Here is a 21,977-nt window from a genome sequence, read left to right on the forward strand (position 1 = left end):
TGCCCCACCTTTCATAGTTTGATCCATGCGGTTTTCAGGTTGATGTATTTTTCGATGGCATGAAGCGATTTGTCAGACCCGTTCCCGGACTGCCCGACCCCGCCAAGCGGGACGGTGCCATCCGCGCCGCCATAGGTGTTGACATGCATCACCCCGGTTCGGACACGCTGCACCATGCGATGGGCGCGGCTGAGCCCGGATGTCCACACCGCACCGGCGAGACCGTAGACCGTGGAATTGGCGATCCGCACGGCGTCGTCCTCGGTCTTGAAGGGGGTCACGGCAAGCACTGGGCCAAACACCTCCTGCTGTGCCAATGTCGCCGCTGGCGTGACATCAGTGACGATGGTCGGCGCCATGTAATAGCCGCCGGTTTCCGACAAAATACGCTGCCCGCCGGTGACGATCTGCCCGCCTTCCTGCTGGGCGGTGGCGACGAAGGTCAGGTTCTGCTTCAGCTGTGCTTCGGAATTGATCGCTCCGATCTGGGTCTCCAGCCGAAGCGGGTCGCCAACCTGCATCGCCTCCGCTGCCCGCACGACCTCCTGCACAAATCTGTCGTGGATCGAGGCCTCGACCAGCAGGCGGGAGCCTGCGACGCAGACCTGACCCGAGTTGCGGAAGATACCTGCGGCGGTCACCTTCGCGGCCTCTGCCAGATCCGGCGCATCGGCGAAGACGATATTGGGAGATTTGCCGCCCAGCTCCAGATAGACACGTTTCATGTTTGAACGGGCGGAATAATCCAGCAACCGACGCCCGGTCCGTCCCGACCCGGTGAACACCAGAACGTCGACGTCCATCGAAAGGCCGAGGGTTTCGCCGACCACCGCGCCTTCGCCGGTGATCACGTTCAGGACGCCGGGTGGCAGGCCCGCCTCAAGCGCCAGTTCCGCCACCCGCATCAGCGAGAGAGAGGCGGTTTCAGCGGGTTTCAGCACCACGGAATTTCCCATCGCAAGCGCCGGGCCCAGTTTCCAAGCCCCGATCATCAGCGGAAAATTCCACGGAATTATCGCGCCGACCACACCGACGGGATCCTTGTGGATCAGGCCCAGCACATCACCCGCCGTGGGCGCGATTTCGCCATAGAGCTTGTCCAGTGCCTCGGCGTAGTAGCGGATCGTGGCGGCGGCTGATCCCGGTTCGGCCTTGAGCGCCATATTGATTTCGGTGCCATTGTCGCGCACGCCCAGCACGGCGAGCTCAAGCGCGTGCGCCTCGATCAGTTCGGCCCATTTCGTCAGAACCTTCTTGCGGGCGGCGGGCGGCTGCCCGGCCCAGCGGCGATCCTCGAAGGCGGCGCGGGCGGAGGCGATGGCCGCCTCCATATCCGCCGCAGTTCCCCGCGCGATCCGGGTCAGCACGCACCCGTCGATCGGCGACAGCACATCCAGCGTCGCCCCATCAGAGGCCGCAACCTGCCGACCGTCGATGAGATGTGAAACCGGCTGCACCGGTTGTGACCGAAGGGCGTCGATCGTGCTTTGGTCCATGGGGCTACCTTGTTTGACTGTCGTGCAGATCGTGGTCTTCGTCGGGCTGATGCGCCTGCCATTCACGCATCAGCGCGCGCAGGTGCAGGGCCAGAACGATCAGGATCAGAATGAAGAGGAGAAAGGAAATCGGGCGGTCGATCATATCCAGCGGCGTCTTGAGGCGCGGCAGGGCCGAACGCAGTTTCACCTCCATGATGCCGCCCAGAACCATGCCCAGGATGATCGGGACAATCGGCAGGTTCAGACGTTTCAGGATCAGGCCAAACACCCCGAACCCTGCCGAAATCATGCAGTCCGTCAGGGAATTTCGCAGCGAATAGACGCCGACAAAGGACAGCAAAAGGATCATCACCCCCAGAAACCGGGTTGGGATGCGAATGATCCGGGTCAGCAGATTGGTGGAGACCATCAGGAAGGCGAGCACGATCACATTGAGCAGGATCAGCGCCAGATAGAGACCATAGACCAGGTCGATATTGTTCTGAAACAGCTGTGGGCCGGGGATGACGTTATGAACATAGAACACCGACAGCATCATTGCCGTCAGCGCTTCACCCGGGATGCCGAGCGCGAGAAGCGGGATCATCGCCGCGGCCGGAACCGCGTTATTGGCAGCCTCCGAGGCGATCAGACCTTCGGGGGATCCCTTGCCAAACAGCTCCGGCGTCTTGGAGGTTTTCTGGGCGTAGGTGTAGCTCATGAATTGGGCGGTGAACTCGCCGGTGCCGGGGATCATGCCCAGGATCACGCCACAGGCGGAGGCGACGGTTGCTACCCGCTTGTGCTGCATCAGCTCCCTGATGCCGGCCCCCATCCGCCCTGATACCGGCTTTGCATCCGGCTGGCTGTCGTGGGCGGTGAGCAGGAAAAACGCCTGGCTCAGCGCAAAGAGGCCAAGCACGACAACAATCAGGTTCACGCCGGAGCTGAGAAAGGTGAGGCCGAAGGTATAGCGCTGGGTGTAGGTCACCGCATCGAGGCCGACGGTCTGTAGAAAGATGCCGAACATCGCCAGAACGCCGGCGGCAAAGATCTGGCCCCGGTGGGCAAGGATGACCAGGATGATCCCCAAAAGTGCAGCAAGAAAGATCTCTCTGGAGCCGAACATCGGAGCCACGAGAGCCAGGACCGGTGACAGCAGGATCAGGCAGAGGATGCCGAATATCCCCCCCCAGAACGACGCGCTATAGGCCAGCGACAGCGCCCTATGGGCCTGCCCCTGTTTCGTCATCGGATAGCCGTCATATGATGTGAGCGCATTCACCGCCGTGCCCGGCGTATTGATCAGGACCGCAGGGATGGCCCCGCCATACATCGAGGATCCGTAGATCCCCAATAGCATCGTCAATCCCACGATAGGCTCGAAGGCAAAGGTCGCCGGCAGCAGGATGGCGATCGCCACTGCGGGTCCGACGCCCGGAATGGCCCCGATGATCACGCCGCCGATTGACCCGATCAACAGCGCGACGATCACATCCCAGCGGGCCAGCATCTCGGCCCCGGCGAGGAGATTTTCCATTGGTTGCCCCGATCAGAAATAGGTCAGCATGATTTGGCGTAGCCCGTCGGGCAAGGAGTCATAGGCGAGGCCTGCGGGCAGATTCACCTTCAGCAAGGTCTTGAACAGCACCACGATCAGCAGCGCCGAAAGCGCCGCGACCGCCAGTGTTGCGGGGCGCCGGTAGCCCACCCTCAGCGCCAGAGCGACCGCGCATATCACCGTGGCCGGCAGGTAGCCCGCATAGGGAACCGCGGCTGCGTAGGCGATGAACCACCCTGCATATTCCAGCGAGGCGATCCAGAGCAGGACCTCCTGCCAGCGTCCTTCGATCCGTTCGGATAGCACCGAGCCAAGCAGGTGAAATGCGGCAAAAGCAGCCATGCCACCAAGAGACACCGCTGGCCAGAACCGAGGTTGAGCAAAAAGCGCGCTGCCTTTACGCCAGACGGTCTGCTCGAAGATTTGCGACAGGAGCAGGAGAGCACCGACCAGCACAATCCAGGCAAAGACGATATCCCCCGGTCTTCGGTAGCGTTTGAACAAGGCTTGAAGCGTTTTGACCCGCGACATTGGTCGCCCCCTTGCTAGAGCTGCGCAGGCCCGGCGATCGACGCCGCCGAGCCTGCGAGATCCGTTAGTTGCTCAACATACCGTCGATCCGGGCCATGGTCTCGATATCGGCCTTGATCTGAGTGGCCACCTCAGCGGCGGGCTGCCAATAGACCGCCGCACCGGTTTCTGCGGCCAGCGCCTGGGCGCGCTCCGACATCACCGTCTGCTCCGCGACAGCGATGATCTTATCGCGCACGTCCTGCGGCGTGTCCTTGTGCACAAAGAGCCCATTCCACAGCGAGACATTCAGATCCGGCGCCAGCTCTGCGACGGTGGGCGCATCCGGTGTCAGCGGGATCCGCTCGGCGCCGATGGAGGCAAGCACCTTTACACTGTCTAGGCAAGGCAGGATCAGCTGAAGCGTGGTGTTGATCACATCCACATCCCCGGAGGCCAGCGTGTTGCAGTCCAGGGCGTCAAAGGCAGCGTCGGAGGCGTAGGAGAACCCCATCTCCTTGGCCAGACCCAATGTGACCTGCGTCGGCACCAGAGGAGCGCCAAAATGGCCGAGCACCACATCGTTTTCCGCCGCATGGGCGGCCAGCCCGGCCATATCATCATAGGGCGCATTCGCCCCGGCAGCGATTACGAAAGGGTAGGTCAGGAAATTGCCCAGCGGTACAAATGGATCCGGGCTCAGCTCCGGGATGCCGATCTGCGGGCCGACCACGGGAATGGCGATGATGAAGGATCCGACGGTATAGCCGTCAGCAGGCGCAGTGGCGACCTCGACCGCACCGGGAAACGGGCCGCCGCCACCACCGGGTTTGTTCACAACCGCAGTGGGCACATCATAGGCGGCCGAGAAATCCTCCGCGATCATACGGGTCAGGACGTCCTCCAGGTCGCCGGGCGGCCATGGCACCACAAATTCAACGGGTTTCTCCGGGTATTCGGCATATGCCGCACCGGCAGCAGCCATCATGGCCAAGGTAAGCGCAGTGGCAGAAATCTTGAACTTTGACATGTTTCCCTCCCTGTCATCGGTTCATATATCGAACCGACGTTACGTAAAAAAGGTTGCCTTGCTAAACATCATGTGTCAAATTTTTTCTGAATTCGCTTGAAGGGTGACCGAAGGCATGTCCTCTGCAACCAAAACGCTGGCGCTCTTGTCGCACTTCTCTACCGACCGGCCTGAGATCGGGCTGTCGCAACTGTGCCGGATCGCGGGACGGGACAAGGCGACCACCTACCGCCACCTCCAGGCCCTTGAAACCGCTGGATTTGTCGAACAGAATCCAGTGACGAAACACTATCGCCTGGGGCCTGCTATCCTGCAGCTGGCGCAGGTGCGGGAGGCCACCGTCCCCCGTGAGATGGGCGCTCAGCTGGCGCTGTCGCAGCTGGCCGAGGTCACCGGCGAGACCGCGCATGTGTCAGTGCTCTCAGGAACGACGCTCTACGCGCTGGCGTCCTGCGAATCCCCCCGGCACGGCACGCGGGCGATTATCGACATCACGACCTTTCCGCTTCATGCGACGGCGTCGGGGCTATGTGCGCTGGCCTTTGGCCCGGAGGCCCTGATGACCTCTGCCCTCGCCCGGCTGGATCGGTTCACGCCCCATACCGCAACAACAGCTGAGGCGCTGCACGAATTGGTCGCGGCGGCACGCACCAGCGGATTTGCCTGCTCAGACCGGAGTTTCGAAGCGGAGATCCATAGCCTGTCGGCGCCCCTCTACGATCAGACCGGGCTGTTTGTCGGAGCGGTATCGGTGGCCAGCGTGGCCGCACGGGTCACACCGGAACAGCAGCGGCTGATCAAGACAGAACTCACATCCGCCAGCCGCGAGATCACCCGCAATTGGGGCGGCGCGGTTCCCGCAGCGGTGCAGGCTGCCTGGGCAACCGCGCTAGAGCCGTCCCCGTCACACATACATGTATCGGATATCGCATCATGAAAGATTCTAACTTTCTCAAGGAACAGAACGGTCGGCTGATGTGGCATCCGATGACCTCGCCGCAGGACAGCATCAACCAGCCCCCGAAGATCATCACCGAGGCCGAAGGCGTGTCGATCACGGATATCGACGGTCATCGGGTCATTGATGGGGTGGGCGGTCTGTGGAATGTGAACCTGGGCTATTCCTGCCAGCCGGTAAAGGACGCCATGGCCGCGCAGCTGGATAAACTGCCCTATTATTCGACCTTTCGCGGCACCTCCAACGATGCGGTGATCGAGCTGTCCTATGAGCTGAGCCGGTTCTTTGCCCCTGACGGGCTGAGCCGGGCCTTTTTCACCTCCGGCGGTTCCGATTCCGTCGAGACCGCGCTGCGGCTGGCACGGCAATATCACAAACTGCGCGGCGATGCGGGCCGCACCAAGTTCCTCAGCCTCAAGAAAGGCTATCACGGCACCCATATCGGCGGGGCCTCGGTCAACGGAAACGCCAATTTCCGTACGGCCTATGAACCATTGCTGCCGGGCTGTTTTCATATTCCCGCGCCCTATACATATCGCAACCCATTCAATGAGAGCGACCCCGAGCGTCTTGCCCAGCTCTGCGTCGCGGCTTTGGAAGATGAAATCGCGTTTCAGGGGGCCAATACGATCGCTGCGATGATCATGGAGCCCATTCTGGGCGCCGGAGGCGTCATCCCGCCCCATAAGTCATTTGCCCCGATGGTTCAGGAGATCTGCAATCGCCATGGTATCCTGCTGATCACCGATGAGGTGATCACCGCCTATGGCCGCACCGGCGCCTGGTCCGGCGCCCGGCTCTGGGGCATTCAGCCCGACATGATGTGCACCGCGAAGGCCATCACCAACGGGTTCTTCCCCTTTGGCGCGGTTATGCTGGGGGATCGGATGATCGAGGTGTTCGAGGATAACCCGGACGCCAAGATCGGCCACGGCTACACCTATTCCGGCCATCCGGTCGGCGCCGCCGCAGCGCTGGCCTGCCTGGCGGAAATGCAGCGGCTGAAGGTGACGGAGACCGCTGCTGCCCGCGGCACCCAGCTCTACGAGGGCTGTCTGGCGCTGAAGGAGCGTTACGAGATTGTCGGAGATGTGCGTGGCGGGCATGGGTTGATGACGGCCATTGAACTGGTGAGTGATCGCCAGACACGAGCGCCACTTGACGGGCGCAGGGCCTTGGCCGTCCAGGAGGCCTGCTATGAGGCCGGTGCCCTGGTTCGGGTTTCGGGCGCAAATGTCATTCTTTCGCCGCCGCTGATCCTGAGTGAGGCCGATGTGCGCGGTTTGCTAGACGCCCTTCAGGTAGGTCTTTACATAGCATAACACTGAACGCGTTCAGTAGAGCGGATTTCACTCAGGTTACCGGTCCGACCCGCAGAAAGCCCCGCTTCCAAGGCCCCCGCCACAAACAAACAAGCTGCCCCTAAAGGCAGCTGCATGCATCTAATATCCGTGTTGTAATTTTGGTTGCGGGAGCGGGCAACCGCCGTATCCTACCTACCCTCTCCGCAATCATCTAAACCCATGATAGCACACAGCTAACGGCACCTTTGCGCAGATAGCGACCTTTGCAAAGTCGGCGGATCTGGTGCATGACGAGCGATCAATGCCGCAGCCGCACGAGGAAGAGCGGACCTTCGCCGCGAGTGCAGCCGCCAACCATCATCGAATGGAAGGGGGGCGGACAAAGTGTGAATTCGCTGCGGCTGCACCATTGTCTGCTTTTCGAATCCGCTTTTCGACGTTCCGGATTTCTTGTTCATCTTCGCTCCCTAATGGCTTCGATGAACCAGACAGGGAATGTAGCGTGGGTCTGCGTCTTTTTGCAGTTCCGCAAAGGTCTTGATTGCGTGAATGAGCAGGGCGGCGGGCGCCTGTTTCAATATGCGCTTGAATTAAGATCTGGCCTTTGTTTTCGCTGCCTTCCGCAGGGCAGCGTTCCAAAACTCCAGAAATGCGGCCTCATTAACATCACCGGCAAGAGTCTTTGAAGGTTGATTGATATTTCTTTCTCTTTCCGGAGGAGTGTTCTTTCCGGGTTTGCGGCTGAATAGTCCGGGTGTTCCGTGTCTGGGCACCCGGGTCGTCAAACTCGGTTTCCGAAAACCGGATGTCCGGGGCCAGGTTCATCCGATACAGAGAGGCTTTGCCGCGGCCTGCCCCGAGGATTTGCGTGACGTATTCCTCGGTTTCGAGCCGGGAGACAATCCGGCTCGCGGACCGGGCATCCCAGAGCCTTGATTTCTGTGCAATTGCGGCCATCGAAGGCCAGTACTCGCCTTTTTCAAGCGCGTGGATGGCGCGTTGTTCCGGCACGGGGGCAGGGGCCGGGCTAAGACAAGTTCATTGACCTTTCGGTTGCTTCTTGAAAAATTTGATACACTCAAGGTTCAAATTTGACGTTTTCAGGGGCGTGGCGTGTTTGCGGCACGGCTTGCGACAACAGCAGGATTCAGCTGCTGAGAAACCGAAAGCGATTTTTGTGATGCGCATTCTTCAGATTGTTTTGCTTGCTGTCTTTGGTCTTGTGACAGGTGCCGAAAAGGGGTTGGCACACCTGGTGGTCCAGTTGAAGGCGGCGGAAAAGGACGCAGTCGATCAGGTCGATGCGGCGGCGGTTGTTGGGCAGTTCATTGAACTGGAGGACAGGGGCCGGTTCACGAAGGTCATTGCAAACCTGCCCAAACATCTCAGGCGGTTTCCAGGCATGCTGGTGATCAAGGCCGGGTCTAACTGGAGCACAGCGACGATTGTCTTTCCGGACGGTCGCCAGACGCGGTTGGTGCATTTGGGGCTGATCCCGGCGACCGCGCCCAGTCCGGAGGCGTTGGAACTGACGTCAATGATCTGGTCAGCGACCAACGGCCTTTCGACCGGCCTGTCGACCGCCATGCTCTTGACGCCGCCGGATGTGGGCGATCCCTATCGTGAGGTGCTTGGGCGCGGCTTTTCTGACGATGATAACTGGCAGACGCCGAGCCTTGTCGAGTTGCGGATGCCGTTGAACGGGCAGGCCCTGTTTGATGTGCTGAACGCGCGAGCCGGTCTGGAATTGCCGAAAGGATCGGCGGCAAGCATCGGCTGCAAGGCGGAAGAGGGGCGCAAGTGCACGCCCGCCGCGGTGATCGCCCCGCTGGTCGCGGCCGCTTATGGTCTGGAGTCTGTCCAGACCCAGTTCGAGAGCGCGTCGCCCCTGACCTATACGCTGGATCTGGCGCGGCTGTTTGCCGGGGAAGGGTTCAAGCGCGATGACCTGACCGGGTGTCGGCCTGTTTATCCCGAGGCCATAACGGGCCGGGGTCAGGAGGTGAACTGGCGGGCGCATCTGGCGTCGTGGACCGTGTGGGGCATGGCCTTTGCCGAGATGCGAGACAACGGCACGCTGACCGACGAGGCGGTGATCGACGTGATGCGCAGTCGGCCCGACCTGATCGAGCTGGCGATGGGCGGCGTTTTTGATCCCGCCGGGCTGTGGGCCGTCGATTGCACCATGCGGCGCGAGATCGTGCATGGCGAAAACCTCGGGCTGGCCAACGCTGTGCTGCGCTCGCGCTACTATGACCGTGCCAGCAGGCTGATCGGCGAGATGACCGACCGGATTGAGGGACGGGGCAAAAAAGAGATCATCTTTTTCGATGCCACGTCGCATGTCACCCGCAGCCTTGCGATTGGCCTGGCCGATGTTGTCGAGATCTATCGCTTTACCGGCACAATGGCCGAGTTCTTCCTGAACGAGACCCTGTTGGGTCTTGTCAAGGAAAACGGGATAACGGGGCCGTTTTCACTGGCCGCCGGAGTTGCCGGAGTGACCGGGGAAACCCTGCGCTATGTAGGCGCCTACTGGCTAACCGACAGCCACCGCGAGATCAACTTTGGCGATGTCGGGGTGCCGGACAAGACGGCGCGGGCCTTTCTGCGCGAGTTGAACCTGCTTCTCTACGTCAACAACCGGCAGATGCTGCGCAATGTCTATCGCGCCCTTGACGGTCACGACGGGAAGGCGGCAGGTTTGGGGGTGCCCGACCCGATCAATCGTCCGGTGGGAAACCAGTTGAACCACGGGTTCTGGTTCGATCTGCGCATGGTTCTGTTCGAGCAGGGCCTGATAGAAAACGAGCTTCCGGCCCGGCGGCAGGAGCCGGGCTATTTTGCCCTGATTGACCGGCTGGATGGCATCGCCCGAGTCGGCACCGCATTGGAAAGTGCAGGACAGCCGCATCAGGCGCCCTGGATTGACCGCGTGGTTTACAACGCGGTGGCGCAGGCGTCGAAATCTTCGCGTTTCAAGCTGTATGAGCACTATCTTGGCCCGAAACCCGGAACGGCAACGCCCAGGCCGATCATGGAAAGCACCTTTGACAATTACTGGCATCGGGTGACCCTTGGGTCGGCCTACATGCTGTTCGTGCATGCGATGCAGGATCCGACACGGTTGAGTCTGCTTTGCGAGGATCCCGGCCTCGAGGAATTTGATCGTAACAATTGCAGGAACGCGGTGGCCAGGCTGGCTGAGGCTGAAAAAGCGCGTAAATCGAAGGTTCCGCTAAGGTTCCATCACACCGAAGAGCTGCCGCCGCAGGTTGCGCCTCTGGCGCAGCTGGTCGAGCTGATCATGCTGAAGCGCATGAAACAGGCCCCGCGTGACAGCCAGTTGATGGTGTCGACCGAACTGAACGAGTTGGACAAGGCCCGCGTCAGCGACTTTATCCATACCCAAGATGCCCTGGCCAAGACCCTCGAGGTTTTGATGACGACGTCGGCGAGCCACAAGATCTATCGTTGTAAATCGGTCGGGGACGGGATCAAGGCCGTGGCACTTAAACCGGTTGACACCAAGATGGTTTTTGGGGCGCTGGCGGACCCTCGCGGCGAGCATTGGCGCACCTTGCCCGACCTCTTCGATATCCTTGTCGGCGGAGCAACAACCGCGCCACCACTGCTGGGCGAGGGCGGCGACGCCGACAAGGAAATCTGCGAGGGCATCGAAGCCCGTTTTCTGGCAGCGCAGGCCCTGGTGCAGGGCATGGCACGGCCGCTGGGGGGCGGGACAAGCGGGGTGCAAATTCCGATGCGCAACCGCAAGAACGCCTTTGTCGCCTTTACCGGCCCCGAGGCCGTGTTGTTCCGCTCAAACGCCCGGCGCCTATGGCTGCATCTTGTCTATCATCACCTAAAGACGTGCAAGGATCCGGAGAATTGTCGTCCTGATCCGAAGGACACGGCGGTTCAGCTTGCAAGGCAGACGATTGCGCTGGCCGATGATACCGCGCGCTGGCGGGCCAAGCTGACGCTTCTTGCCAAGGAAGAGGGCAAGGGGGTTCCCAAGGCGCTTGGCTTTGACGAGGATGTCTTGCCCTCAAAGCTGTTGGAGTATCTGGATGGCAGGGCCATGTCGGCCGAGGTCGATATCGACAAGCCGGGCCCGGACGACGTCCTGTCACAAGACATGCAGCAGCTGATCGAGCGCATGTCGATGCCCACCCGGCTCGAACGGCTGCGCAAGTCACGCGACGAGGTCGAAGCCTATTTCAAAAACCGTAGCGACAAGAGGCAGGTGCCCTTGCCCTATCCGGTTATGCCTCTGGCGGATACGGGCGGCGACCCTTCGGTTCTTGCGACTGAACGGGTCGTGACCCCCAAATTTGTGTTGGAATCAACCTCGGCAGGGTCCGTGACCGATGCAAATGGCGACACGGTCGAGGTTCGGCGCGCTGATCTGGTTCTGCAGATGCCGGTGCCGCGCGACAAGCTGGGCGCGGCGGCCGAGAAACAAGAGCATGAACCTGCCTCGGTGGATTTTTCCGAGGCCTTGCCGTCTGTTGTGAACATTCCCTTTGGCATCACGATCGAGGGGCTGGCCCGGCGGGATGACGGCGGGATTTATGTCTTGCAGCGCGACGGCGCCAACTCGGTTCTTGCCAGCACGCAGCAAACCGCAAGCGCGCTGCAATCACTGGGCGTGCCCGAATTGTTTGACAGCGGCACGCACCGGATTTCGGCCAGGCTGAAAGAGGATGATCCGGTCTCAGGGTTTGCGCTGGTGCTGGAGTCAAGCCCAAGGGTGTTTGGCGTGGATCTGCAGCCGTTCGAGATCACGCTTTGGGATGACGGGGTTTCGATCAGCGACTTTCCCGCCCGCCTTTTGGCGGCCTATCAGGACAGCGTCACCAGAACATTCGAAGCCGGGGCCAGAGAAAAGCTTGGATCGGCGCTGGCGGGGTTCTCCTTTGAAATGGATCTGGGCAACGGCAACACGCTTGCTCTGCAACCCGACCCCGATGCGATTTGCGTCAGGCTGGGGCAAAGCACAAGCTGTGAGGTGCAGGACGCGACACCGGGCGAGGGGCTGGAGCTTTCGGTTCATGCCGGTTTTACGCTGTCGCTTGGCGATGCGGGCGGACCGGTCGCAACCCTGAAGCCGCGCTTTGATCTGGTCTGGACAGGCCAATCCCTGGCCCTGCGAGGATCGGACCTGTTGGGCGACGCGACGCAGGCCAGTCTGGATCTGTTCAACACCCGGCTAGACGAGGTGCTTGCGCCGTTCTGGGCAGGGCAGGAGACCCTGCGCGATGTGTCGGTGTATTTGAAACGCGGCGCGCAGGACAGCAACAATTTTCAACTCGAGGCGCGCGGCAGCATCGACTCGGGTCTGGATTGCCCGATCCCGCTGACGCTGGTCCTTGACCTGAATGGGGCCAGCAAGCTGGAAGACCTTTTCGCCGCACAGATAGGTCAGGCCACCCAGGCCGCGCTGGACGCAGCGACGGAATGTGCCGCCCGGCAGGCGCTGGAGATGGTCGGCGCCGATTTCACATCGACGTTTCACATCGGCGCGGAAAAGCTGACCCTGTCTCTGGCTGCGCCCGATCGGCTGGATGATCCGGTTCTGCCCGTCGAGATGACCTATTCTGGGGCGCCGGGGCAGCTAGCGCGGGGGCTGGAGTTCGACGTTGCATCGCAGACGCTGAACCTGAGTGCCGCACGCTCTGCCGCGGACATCGGGGCGCTGAACGCGATTGTCGAGGCCGCCGCGATTAAACAGGTCAATGCGATGATCGGGGGCCATGCGCAGATTCGCGAAATCTCGATCGAACGCAGGCAGGGCGGGGGCATTGCCGCGTTTGGCAACCTAGTCCTGACGGATATTCCCTATCTGGGCGACGTGACCCTGCCACGCGTGGATCTTGCGCATCCCAACGAGGCCAACTTGAGGGCCGCGCTGCAAAAGGCGATGACGCAAGAAGCGGTGCAGCTGCTTGAGGCGGCTCTGCCAAAGGAGATGGAATTGCCCTTTGTCGGCCGGTTCGTGCGCAAGGACCAAGGCAGTATCACGGTCGCAATGGCGGAGACCAAGACGATAACCGTTAGCGGAGACCTGACGGTGTTCGAGGATGTGACCGCGCCCACCGACATCGTGGTCAATCTGGACACGGGCGCGGTGGATGTCGCCATCGACGACACCGGGGCGCTGAACGGGGTGTTGAACTCGTTTGGCCCGCTCCAGGATGGTCTGGGTTTCGGGCCGCTAAGGGTGGAAAACATCCTGTTTGGCCGGGTGCCGGGGCAGCCCAGCCGCTATGCCCTGTTCTTTGACGTCGAAGTCGAGATCACCGGACTGTTCAGCGTCGCCGCCGAAAACCTGATGCTCAGCCAGTCGGGCCTGCGCCTTGGGCCAATGATCGGCGGCTCGATTCCGTTTCCGGTGGAAACTGGGGTCGTGTCCCTGTCGTCGATTGGTGTCAGGTTCCACACCGGCGAGAATGGCGGCAAGTCCGGGATCGAGCTGGACACCGACATCACCGCGTTCAATGCCGCCGTCGCCAAGCTTGCCAAGATCGAGGCCAATCTTGATCTGCGCAACATCGACAAGCTCGAGTTTCGGATGGACGGTGACCTGATCGTGCTCGACTCGTTCCCGCTGATGTATTCGCGCGGGGTCGTGGCGCTGCAGGACCTGTCCTTTGATTTCGAAGCCGGCACCGTGCCCCAGATCGAGGCGCTGGTGTCCGCGAAAGGCGATGCGTCGCTCAAGGGCAAAGAGTCTCCGCCGACCTTTGTGTCACAGACCGAACTGTCGATTCTGAGGGTCAAGCTGTCCCGCGACGAGCTGAAAATGGTGCTGCCGGTCGGAACAACCGGGCGCATCGATTACACGTCAGAAACCCATATGCTGATCGCTACGGGGAAGCTGAGCCTGTCCAGCCCGCTGGATTTTTCCAACCCGCACCTCAAGGGGGACATGGATCTGGATCTCTTCGGCTGGAGCCCGGGCGGCGTGGGCATCGACCTTGATCTCAGGCGCGCGCGTGCCGACATCAAGGCGCTGTTCGTCGAGGCAGGGATCACCGTGGCGCATGCCGATCTGTTTGATCCGCAAGTCATCATCGACATGCTGCTGTCGATCTTTGACATCAGCCTCGAGGATCTGCTGAACATCAATTTGCAAGATGCCGAGATCAAGCTGGGCAAGATCGGCCCTGACGGATCGACCTCGCAGGATGGCGATGACGGCAACGACAGCCAGGACGGCACCAGCCAGTCGGATCAGGGTGCGGACGAGGGGCAGGAGTCGGCCAAACCGCCCGGCAAGGCCGGAACCAAGGACGGCACGGAGGACGAGCCTTCTCCGGCCAACACCAATCCGGCCAATGAGGGCGGCAACGTATCGGCCACCCGCTATTGCGAGCACGTCTACAACGACGAGAACAAGGTCAAGCGCTATGAGTTCTGGCTGGAAAGCAATGCCAATATCCGGCGCAAGAATGTCTTTGGTGGCCATGGACACAAAACCGAAGCGGCGGCCCTGTCATGGCACAACCTCACCTTCAGGCTGACAGGGTCGCGCACCATCGAAATGTGCGTCGATGCCCCGCCCGGCCCCAAGCGCGCCGGACCAACCTGGACAACGATCCTGACCAAGCGGAAGTTCACTGAAAGCCCGACCAGGTGCCACAACCCCAGCCACACACCGGAACCTCCGGACGTCGACGGCTGGAGCGACCGTGACGAGCGCGCGGCAAAAGGCGCAGGCCACAAGGCGCCGCTGGTCCACGCCAAATCGCCGCTCATGTGCTGGAAGTCGAACGGGACAAACATCTTTGTCTGGGCGCAGATCCTGGTCGACAGGTCCAACAACAAGGTCGAGGCGTTGTTGTTCTGTCCGGCGCTCTCGACCGTTCCGCAAGATATCCGCAAGACGGAGCTGTTCCAGAAAGTGTGCGGAGAAAAAGCGCCGATGTCGTTCAAGGGCACGGCCAAGGACGGAGATTTCCGCGACGAAGAGCGCGAAGGACAGAAGGTGCGGATCATTACGGCCGCCGCCGAGGCGCGCATCATTGGCGACATCCGCACAAGGGTCGTGACCGGCGAGGACAAGCTGCCCCGTGTCGTGACCTATAGCTTTGAAGACCTTTCGGTTCAGGTCGACGCGCGCCCCCTTTGGGGCAGCGATCCGTCCTCTGGCATTCGGGTCGATTTCACAAATCTGCACAATGGACTGCGACGCACCGTGTTCCTGTGGGGCGGTCCGCTGAGCAGCATGATTTATAACGACTCTGGCAACCCGACCGCCGAAAAGATCCTGCGGCACTGGTTCGCGCGTCACATCAGGAAAGACAGGCCGCGTGACGAGCGGGCGCCGCGTCTTGTTGCCGAGCCGATTGAAGGCAACAGGCAGCTGCACCATGTGCTGACCTACAAGGAGACACCGGGTCTGAACGATCTGTTCTGGTTCGATACCGATCCGGCCATCGCCGCGCCCAGCACCGTGGTCTGGTCCCCTGCGGATCATGCCCCCGTTTCCTCGGGCGGGGCGGGCTGGGCGGGGCTGATCAGCCTGACCAGCCAGCTGCTGCAGTCGGATCCGACGGATTTCCCCGCCGAGCTGCAACTGACCTTGGGCAATTACAGCGAGGTTTATCAGCGCGCCTTTGTGCTGTTCGGGCCACGGGATGGCACAAGCGATCCGCGCGTCCTTCTGGCCGGTTTGCCGGAAGGCGCCCTGCCAACGAAAACCGCCGCGCCGGTTCTGCCAACATCCGATGTCAGCGCCGGATTGCGCAGCACGGAACGGGTGCGCCTTGCCTGCCAGATCACAAAAGCCCATCAGCGCAGCCTTGGTGCCTTCATCGACGATCTGGAAATTGATCCGGGGAACTTGGAGCAGGTGATTATTTCGCCGGACGACGCACGGGCCAAGTTTAGTTTGGCCCACGATCCGGTGCCCGCATTGTTTGAAATCAACGGAGACTGCCAATGACCTCTGAGCCAAAGTCCGAGCCGACCCCAAAGACGATTTGGTCCAGACTGTTTTTGCACGGGTTTGCGCCGGGCAGTTGGCTGTGCCTCTTGCTTTTGCTGCTGTCCCTTGGGGTGGCAGTCGGGCTTTATCAGGTCCGGCAGATCTCGAACCAGTTGGATCTGCGCACGAAACTGATGCAGGCCGATCCCATAGCGCATTTTTGCCAGTCGCTGCCACAGTTCTCGCGATCACTGTGCGACGCGACACTGGAAAACGCGCCGGATACGTCGCAGCTGAGTTTCGAGATCCTGCTCGAGGCCGAGGTCATCTCGCTTGATGATTTTGAAAGCGCTGCGGATCTGGACGAAAACGCCCCTGTCGAGGTGCGGCGGGTCAAGGAAAAACTGGATGCGGTGATCGCCCGGCGGTTCAGCGACCAAAGCCCGGCCAGCACGAGCGGCGCGACGCTCCTGTCGGAAATGGCGGGTTGGCGCTGTTTGAACGATGCGGTCAAACCGCCGGGGTCGGATTCCGGCACAACCACCTCGGTGGCTGAAATAGACGTGAAGCGCGGCAAGGTGGTGGCGCATTTGCTGGCCGATATCCCAGGCGGCCCGGACAGTTATCGCACACTGAGCCGCAGCTGCTCCCCCGCCATGTCCGAGGCAAGAGACCTGCTTTCTAAGGCCAAAGACGCCACCTTGCCAAAGCCAACCGGCCAAAGGTTGACATCGCGCAGCTGTATCGGCGCGGCAGACGTGCTGCTGCTGCTGTCGGAACAGACGCGTGCAGTGGCAAAGCCGCCAGAATCGAAACAGAGCGAAATTGGCACTCTTGGCTATCAATCCAGCAGCGCAGGCTCTCAATGCGTCAACAACATGAATGATCGGGGCAAGGCCAAGACATTCACCGAGACTGAGTTTCTCAAGACGCAGAACAATGTCACGCGCCTGAGCGAGTTCGTGATGGCCCAGATGTTCGAAACGGCCGAGGTTAAGGCGGCGCTAACAACCCTAAGAATGTGGCGCGGCCCCGAACATATCGGGATCATAACACTGACGCTGCTGGTGTTCCTGGTTACGCTGGCGCGCGTTGGCACGCTGATCGGTACTTTCCTGAACGAGGATGTGGCGCGGTTTCAGGAAGCCCCACCCGGCCCGGCCCAGCCCAAGACCCGGAACCGGCTCTTGCTGCAGAAAACCGGCGCAAGGTTGCATGGCGGCGGCACTGAAGCATGGGCGGCGCAACGGGAGTTGGACGAAGGGCGGCGATATCAGCGGTGGGCGCTGGCCAGCATTCCGGCGATTGGCTTTATCGGCACTGTGCGCGGCATTTTGAACGCGCTTCCCGAGGCGCGCGAGGTAGTTTTTGCCTCTTCGACGCTGGGGCGCGCCGACGCGATCGGCACTCTTGCGGGTGAGTTGGGCTTGTCTTTCTCGACCACCCTGTTTGCCCTACTTGCCAGCCTTGGTCTCAGTTTTGTGCTGCTGGTTGCCAGCCGGACCGAGGCGACCATGCTAAGGCTCCTGTCGGAAGAAAAAGTGCCTGCCGCGCCCGAAGGGGGGCAGCCTAGTGAGGGATGATGAACCGGATTTCTTGACAAGCCTGAACGACACGCTGACCTGTGGCTTTGGCGCGTCGCTTTTGCTGTTCTTCGTCTTTGCTGTTCTGGTGATTTTCGAGGACGTCCCGTCCGGTAATGCAAGGGCGGCGCAATCGCGGCAGCAGTCGGTCGGGTTCGGCACCGATATCGAGGCACTGGCGGAGCGCGCGCAGGTTTATGTGCGAATCGCGTCTGATCGCAGGGGATTTCTTGAAGACCTCACCGTGACAAATCAGGGGAACTGGGTCCGCCGCGATGTGTCGCTGACCGAAGGGTCGCTCGCGGTCGCGACATTCCAGGCGGACAAGATCTCGGGCACAAACGTGTTCAAGCTGAACGAGCCGGGCAGGTTCCAGGGCAGCCGTTTCTGGCTGGTCGCCTTTGTCGGGGGCACCCCTCTTACGCCCCTCGATCCGCCGGCGAAGTTCAGCAATGGAAGCACGACCCTGTTTTCCCTCAACCTGTCGCGGTCCCGACCGATCCAGTTCGAGCGAGATCCTTGATGAGCAACGAATTCATCCTTGACGGCCCCGAGCCGCAAGAAGACGGGCCAAACAGCGGCCTGAGCTATCTTGATATTGTGACAGCAGCCTTTGGTTCGGCCATCTTCCTGCTGTTTGTCTTTGCGACACTGCCGCTGGATCAGGCCGGCGGCGCCGGGTCGGATCAATATATCGACGTACAGGTTCATTACACCGGGAGCGTTGACGTTGAACTCCAGGTGGCGCGCAATGGCCAGCTGGTCTTTCGCACACTTGATCCCGATTTCCGACCGGACCCGCGAACCGGCGCCTCGCGGCTGCCCGACACGGATGATTATTACAGCGTCCACATCTCGAACGCGGCGGCATCCCGGTCCGGGGCCCAGTTTATGGGATTCCGGATCATTGGCCCATCGGAAGGCACCTGGTCGGTCTTTGTCAATGCGGCGGGCCACCAGAACCCGTTTGGCGCGCCGGTCGAAGAACTCCTGGTTAGCGTGGCGACATCCTGTGCCTTGCCTTGCGTGCCCACGCCCGCACGTGAGCAGGTGGCAGAAGGGCAGCATAAGGTCAGAATTCGGTCATCCGGTGACCATTCCGAGGTCGTGAGCTTTCCTATCGCCAAGGAATAACCCGAGTGCCAAAACCACAAATCACCGCCATTTCTGGACAATATCTGGTCGAAATCCGGCGCTGTGGAGGTCAGCCTCTCAATGGTTTCGTTTGAAAATCAATATACTACCGAATAGAAACCCTTCACGGAATTACATTTCACAAATCAGCTCCCGGGCACCATTTTTGACCTCACTGAAATCTCCGAACTATTAAACCGCCTCAAGCTTCACCGCGCGCCGAAAGCGGACTTTGGTCGATGTCGCAGCATTCGGTAAAATGGGCTCACTACCGACTTACAGCGTTGCAGCACCAAAGTTGCAGTAGATCCCGTACCTACGCCTATCATGGGATCACCGCAGCCAGCCCAGAGCAGTCATTGCTTAAAGGTGTGGTTGAGAGGAAAGCCGACACTCATCCTTACAGGCAGTTGGTGACAGTATTTCAGGCCTTCATCGCAGGCGCAGCCTAGGCAGTCCCACTAGTAAGTTTTACGCGCGGGACCGAAACGTGAAAACTCTTGACTGTTTACCAATCGCTAGCGTCTGCGCCAGATGATTAGAACAGTAGATTCCACTCCTGCATTCGTTTTCTGGAAACTCCGCCAAAGTCAGGTTCTCAGGCGGAGCAAAAAAATAACGACAAACCTAACATCTGCCAGCTCTATCTTAGTCTCGCGACCACCTTTTTACAGTGCGTGTCATTGGGGTCTTTCTCCAGCCCCAGTTCGGCGATTTCTAGAGCCCTGTCTTGCGCACCACAATGTAGATGCAGCCAAGATAAACGCGAAAAATCAACGCCCTTGGCTTCGGGAAGGCGCGCCTCCATTAGTATCGATAATGGCTTGTATGCTGACTGGATGTGATCATTACTCAGTGCCCCCCTGGCTTGGCTGTTGTAACTGTTTAGCAAATTTGCCATATTGCTCAGCTTGTAATATGGTTGCTCTTGAATTCGATCAGCTTTCAAAAGCGCTGAACAAGCTGCAATGGCATTTCCTGCCGTCCGATATAGATGTTCAAGCTGGAGCCAAGCTCCTAGGGCATCAGCCTCATTAGGGTTCGTTTCCAAATATCTCCGTAAATAATCTGCTGATTGACTTTTGTTCTTTGCATTACCCTGTTCGTATTCTAAATCAGCGAGAAGCAACCAAGCCTTTGGAAAGTTAGTTGCGAAGAACTCCAATACTTCTCTTAGCTGATTAAGGGTCGCCTCATTTCGTTCTATCCGCTCTGCGGCTTTCTTAAAAAAACTCACGATCCTTGGTTCAATGCCAGATTGGATATTAGTAGAGGTGGTAACCCCCATATCTTGAAGAAATCGAACGTCAGCCTGAATTATCGCGGTTTGAGGGCTCACTTCTAGCTTTTTTTGACCAAAAACAGCGGCAGAAAGAGGCACTTCAAGAAAACCGTTCTTCCCCTGATCATGCTTTCGCTCAACAAGTGACATGCGAACCAATTGATCAATTGCAGATTCTGGGTCTAAAGAAGCGTCATCGTACTTGTGTATCATCGCCTCGATTGCCAGCTCCGGGACCATCGACTTCCAACCGCTGAGTGTGAGAAAAATTCGTTGAGCCAATGGCGACAAATTAGAAAAAGTACGTTCGAACAATGCGTCAAGAATTTCACCCTGCCGCGCCATAATTCTTTTTGGCTTCTGATAGGTTTTTGTATCTGCAATTTCACCCAAAAGAATTTTTATCACATATGGGTGGTAGCTAGCGCTTTCCACAACTTCGAGAGCTTGCTCTTCAGATAAAAAATCAGGTATGCTCAATGCTTTGCATGTTTGATGCACGAGTTGAAGCGCCTCAGAAGTTTCCATTCCGTCGATCGGAATAGGATAATCAGCTTTGAAATCACGGAACCTAGAGGTGATTAAAGCTTTGTTTGGCAAGCGGATATTACTGTCTATCCAGTGAAAAAGGTCCACGGGGTTGCGCGCTGTTTCAAAGTTATCGAAAACAAACAATGTTGACCCATGAGTGGACTTCTGCAGCTCGCTGGAGAAGAAGTCGACTGGCTTGACTTTCCTCGCTTTTATCTCCATTTCCGCTCCTACAAGTTTTACGTATTCGTCAGCCATTTCTTTATCTGTGAGAACCTGCGGCTTGACCTTCTTTGGGCCTGCTGATGTGAGATCAATATCTCTGGAGCTAAACCAAATAATTAGATCGAAACGATTCGATTTGGCCGTCTGTTGCAAAAGGTTAATGGTAAGAGACGTTTTGCCAATACCGCCCTTCCCAACAAGGGTGACAATCGGATGCCGGTCATTTAGCACTATTCTGCGCACTTCTTCTTCTAGAGAGGGGCGCGTAACGTAAGCGTTTGAAGGGGTCGGCAAGTTTGTAAAAACGTTGCCTAATACTTCCAGTTGCCCAAGCCCTTCTGTTTCGCTTGAAGCCGCAACCTTTGAAGGTGATAGGTACGGATCTGCTTCTCCAGCCAGACGATTGTCAGAAATTAGAGAATGGAGTTCGAATGTTTTTCCGTTAAATGCACCATTTGGGAAAAAGAAATCTCCAATGTTGGCATCTGATTGACAGAGCTCAACTTTTCTAAACCCTTCGGCCCACAAATACACTCCCTCTTCTATGTTAGGTAAATCTTCCGATCTAGAGACTTTAAGAGTGTCGAACCGAGCGGCGTCACCGCCAAGAGGTGAAACACGATACCTCCCAGATAGATTGCGGTGTATGTACGCCCACGATAAGGTGTCTAACGGCAAACATTTGCGAATTCCGTTCAGGGACGACTGCAGGTCACTTGCCCATTGGTGGCATTTAGCAGGAGTGAGGGCTCCATGACCGCGTGTCTTGTTGCGAAGCGTCGAGAAGATACGAAACCAATCTAACAACGACACCTTTTGCCCAAGAGGTCGAACTTCACCATAAATCCCTTTGAGAACTTCGTTTATTTTTCGCACAGATTCAGCACTTTCCGAGCTGATATTGTGCTTTTCTGTAAGCGTGTTACGCACCACGCGAAGGCAAGGTGCCAAGTCCTGACATGCTGGTCCTGACAGGATATCTTCGAGTGCCCCGACCCACTCCCCCACGCCGTCTGCTCTCACTAGGCGATGCATGATCCGATACTGGTGTTGTTCCTTGCTCTCGTCCAATCCGGCTACAAGCATACTAGTTGTCAGCTTGACGATGAATTCGCCAAGGTACAAAAGTTCCATGATGAGTATAGTGTCGGACTCTTCACCGTTTCGATTGGTGCGCGCGGCCATTAGGTCAAGAGGTATCAAGGTTGAGTTCATCTAAATTTTCCTATCTACAAATGTTCCGCTTCACATGCTCATGTCGAGTGGTTTTCAAGAACACGCTTCCATGCTTAAAGAGCCGAAATACAACCGTTCTGCAAGGAGGCATAATCACTCAGCGTCTGATTAGTATTAGGCCCTTTCTGCTTCAGGTTGTTGGTTGAACGTTTCGCCTTCGACAGAGGCTAGCGATGATTGCTCTACGCTCTTTTCCCTCAAAACTTGAAC

At 58.9% G+C, this 21,977-nt stretch carries 13 protein-coding genes; 7 read left to right on the forward strand and 6 right to left on the reverse strand.

Annotated features, from left to right (window positions below; genetic code table 11):
- Nucleotides 1–11: 11 nt before the first annotated feature.
- The 4 genes from VWZ85_RS05970 to VWZ85_RS05985 form a co-directional block, all read right to left on the reverse strand.
- Entirely contained in the window at nt 12–1,496 is a 1,485-nt protein-coding gene (locus VWZ85_RS05970; RefSeq protein ID WP_416587383.1) for an aldehyde dehydrogenase, read from the reverse strand.
- 4 nt (nt 1,497–1,500) lie between these two features.
- Nucleotides 1,501–3,018 (reverse strand): tripartite tricarboxylate transporter permease, encoded by a 1,518-nt coding sequence (locus tag VWZ85_RS05975; protein ID WP_416587384.1) that lies wholly within the window; start codon nt 3,016–3,018, stop codon nt 1,501–1,503.
- Nucleotides 3,019–3,030: 12 nt separating this feature from the next.
- Entirely contained in the window at nt 3,031–3,570 is a 540-nt protein-coding gene (locus tag VWZ85_RS05980; RefSeq protein ID WP_416587385.1) for a tripartite tricarboxylate transporter TctB family protein, read from the reverse strand.
- Nucleotides 3,571–3,634: 64 nt separating this feature from the next.
- Nucleotides 3,635–4,579 carry a tripartite tricarboxylate transporter substrate binding protein gene (locus VWZ85_RS05985; RefSeq protein ID WP_416534256.1) on the reverse strand — a complete coding sequence of 315 codons (945 nt, stop codon included), beginning with the start codon at nt 4,577–4,579 and terminating at the stop codon, nt 3,635–3,637.
- A gap of 115 nt (nt 4,580–4,694) precedes the next feature.
- Between VWZ85_RS05985 and VWZ85_RS05990 the strand changes: the two genes are divergently transcribed.
- From VWZ85_RS05990 to VWZ85_RS06000, 3 genes are all read left to right on the forward strand, one after another.
- Nucleotides 4,695–5,516 (forward strand): IclR family transcriptional regulator, encoded by an 822-nt coding sequence (locus tag VWZ85_RS05990; protein ID WP_416540810.1) that lies wholly within the window; start codon nt 4,695–4,697, stop codon nt 5,514–5,516.
- Nucleotides 5,513–6,859, forward strand: coding sequence for an aminotransferase class III-fold pyridoxal phosphate-dependent enzyme (locus VWZ85_RS05995; RefSeq protein ID WP_416587386.1), 1,347 nt, complete (start codon nt 5,513–5,515; stop codon nt 6,857–6,859). Before VWZ85_RS05990 ends, VWZ85_RS05995 begins: the two co-directional genes overlap by 4 nt.
- 269 nt (nt 6,860–7,128) lie before the next feature.
- Nucleotides 7,129–7,527 (forward strand): hypothetical protein, encoded by a 399-nt coding sequence (locus VWZ85_RS06000; RefSeq protein WP_416587387.1) that lies wholly within the window; start codon nt 7,129–7,131, stop codon nt 7,525–7,527.
- Here the strand turns inward: VWZ85_RS06000 and VWZ85_RS06005 are convergent.
- Complete coding sequence (locus VWZ85_RS06005; protein ID WP_416587388.1) at nt 7,508–7,852, reverse strand: hypothetical protein; 345 nt, start codon at nt 7,850–7,852, stop codon at nt 7,508–7,510. The two genes, VWZ85_RS06000 and VWZ85_RS06005, sit on opposite strands and share 20 nt — an antisense overlap.
- Nucleotides 7,853–8,021: 169 nt before the next feature.
- Here VWZ85_RS06005 and VWZ85_RS06010 point away from each other — a divergent pair, with 169 nt between their 5' ends.
- From VWZ85_RS06010 to VWZ85_RS06025, 4 genes are all read left to right on the forward strand, one after another.
- A complete protein-coding gene (locus tag VWZ85_RS06010; protein WP_416587389.1) occupies nt 8,022–15,794 on the forward strand; it encodes a hypothetical protein in 7,773 nt (2,590 codons plus the stop codon).
- On the forward strand, nt 15,791–17,359 hold the full coding sequence (locus VWZ85_RS06015) for a hypothetical protein (protein WP_416595433.1): 1,569 nt from the start codon (nt 15,791–15,793) through the stop codon (nt 17,357–17,359). The genes VWZ85_RS06010 and VWZ85_RS06015 overlap by 4 nt, the downstream gene beginning before the upstream one ends.
- A gap of 61 nt (nt 17,360–17,420) precedes the next feature.
- Entirely contained in the window at nt 17,421–17,882 is a 462-nt protein-coding gene (locus VWZ85_RS06020) for a hypothetical protein (RefSeq protein WP_416587391.1), read from the forward strand.
- Nucleotides 17,882–18,493: a hypothetical protein gene (locus VWZ85_RS06025; protein ID WP_416587392.1), complete on the forward strand. Its 612-nt coding sequence runs from the start codon at nt 17,882–17,884 to the stop codon at nt 18,491–18,493. The genes VWZ85_RS06020 and VWZ85_RS06025 overlap by 1 nt, the downstream gene beginning before the upstream one ends.
- A 643-nt stretch (nt 18,494–19,136) precedes the next feature.
- Here VWZ85_RS06025 and VWZ85_RS06030 read toward each other — a convergent pair.
- The gene (locus VWZ85_RS06030; protein ID WP_416587393.1) at nt 19,137–21,746 is read right to left on the reverse strand and encodes an NB-ARC domain-containing protein; all 2,610 of its coding nucleotides are present in this window, start codon (nt 21,744–21,746) and stop codon (nt 19,137–19,139) included.
- Nucleotides 21,747–21,977 lie beyond the last annotated feature (231 nt).

This window comes from Phaeobacter sp. JH20_29 (assembly GCF_048056175.1).
Taxonomy (GTDB): domain Bacteria; phylum Pseudomonadota; class Alphaproteobacteria; order Rhodobacterales; family Rhodobacteraceae; genus Phaeobacter; species Phaeobacter bryozoorum.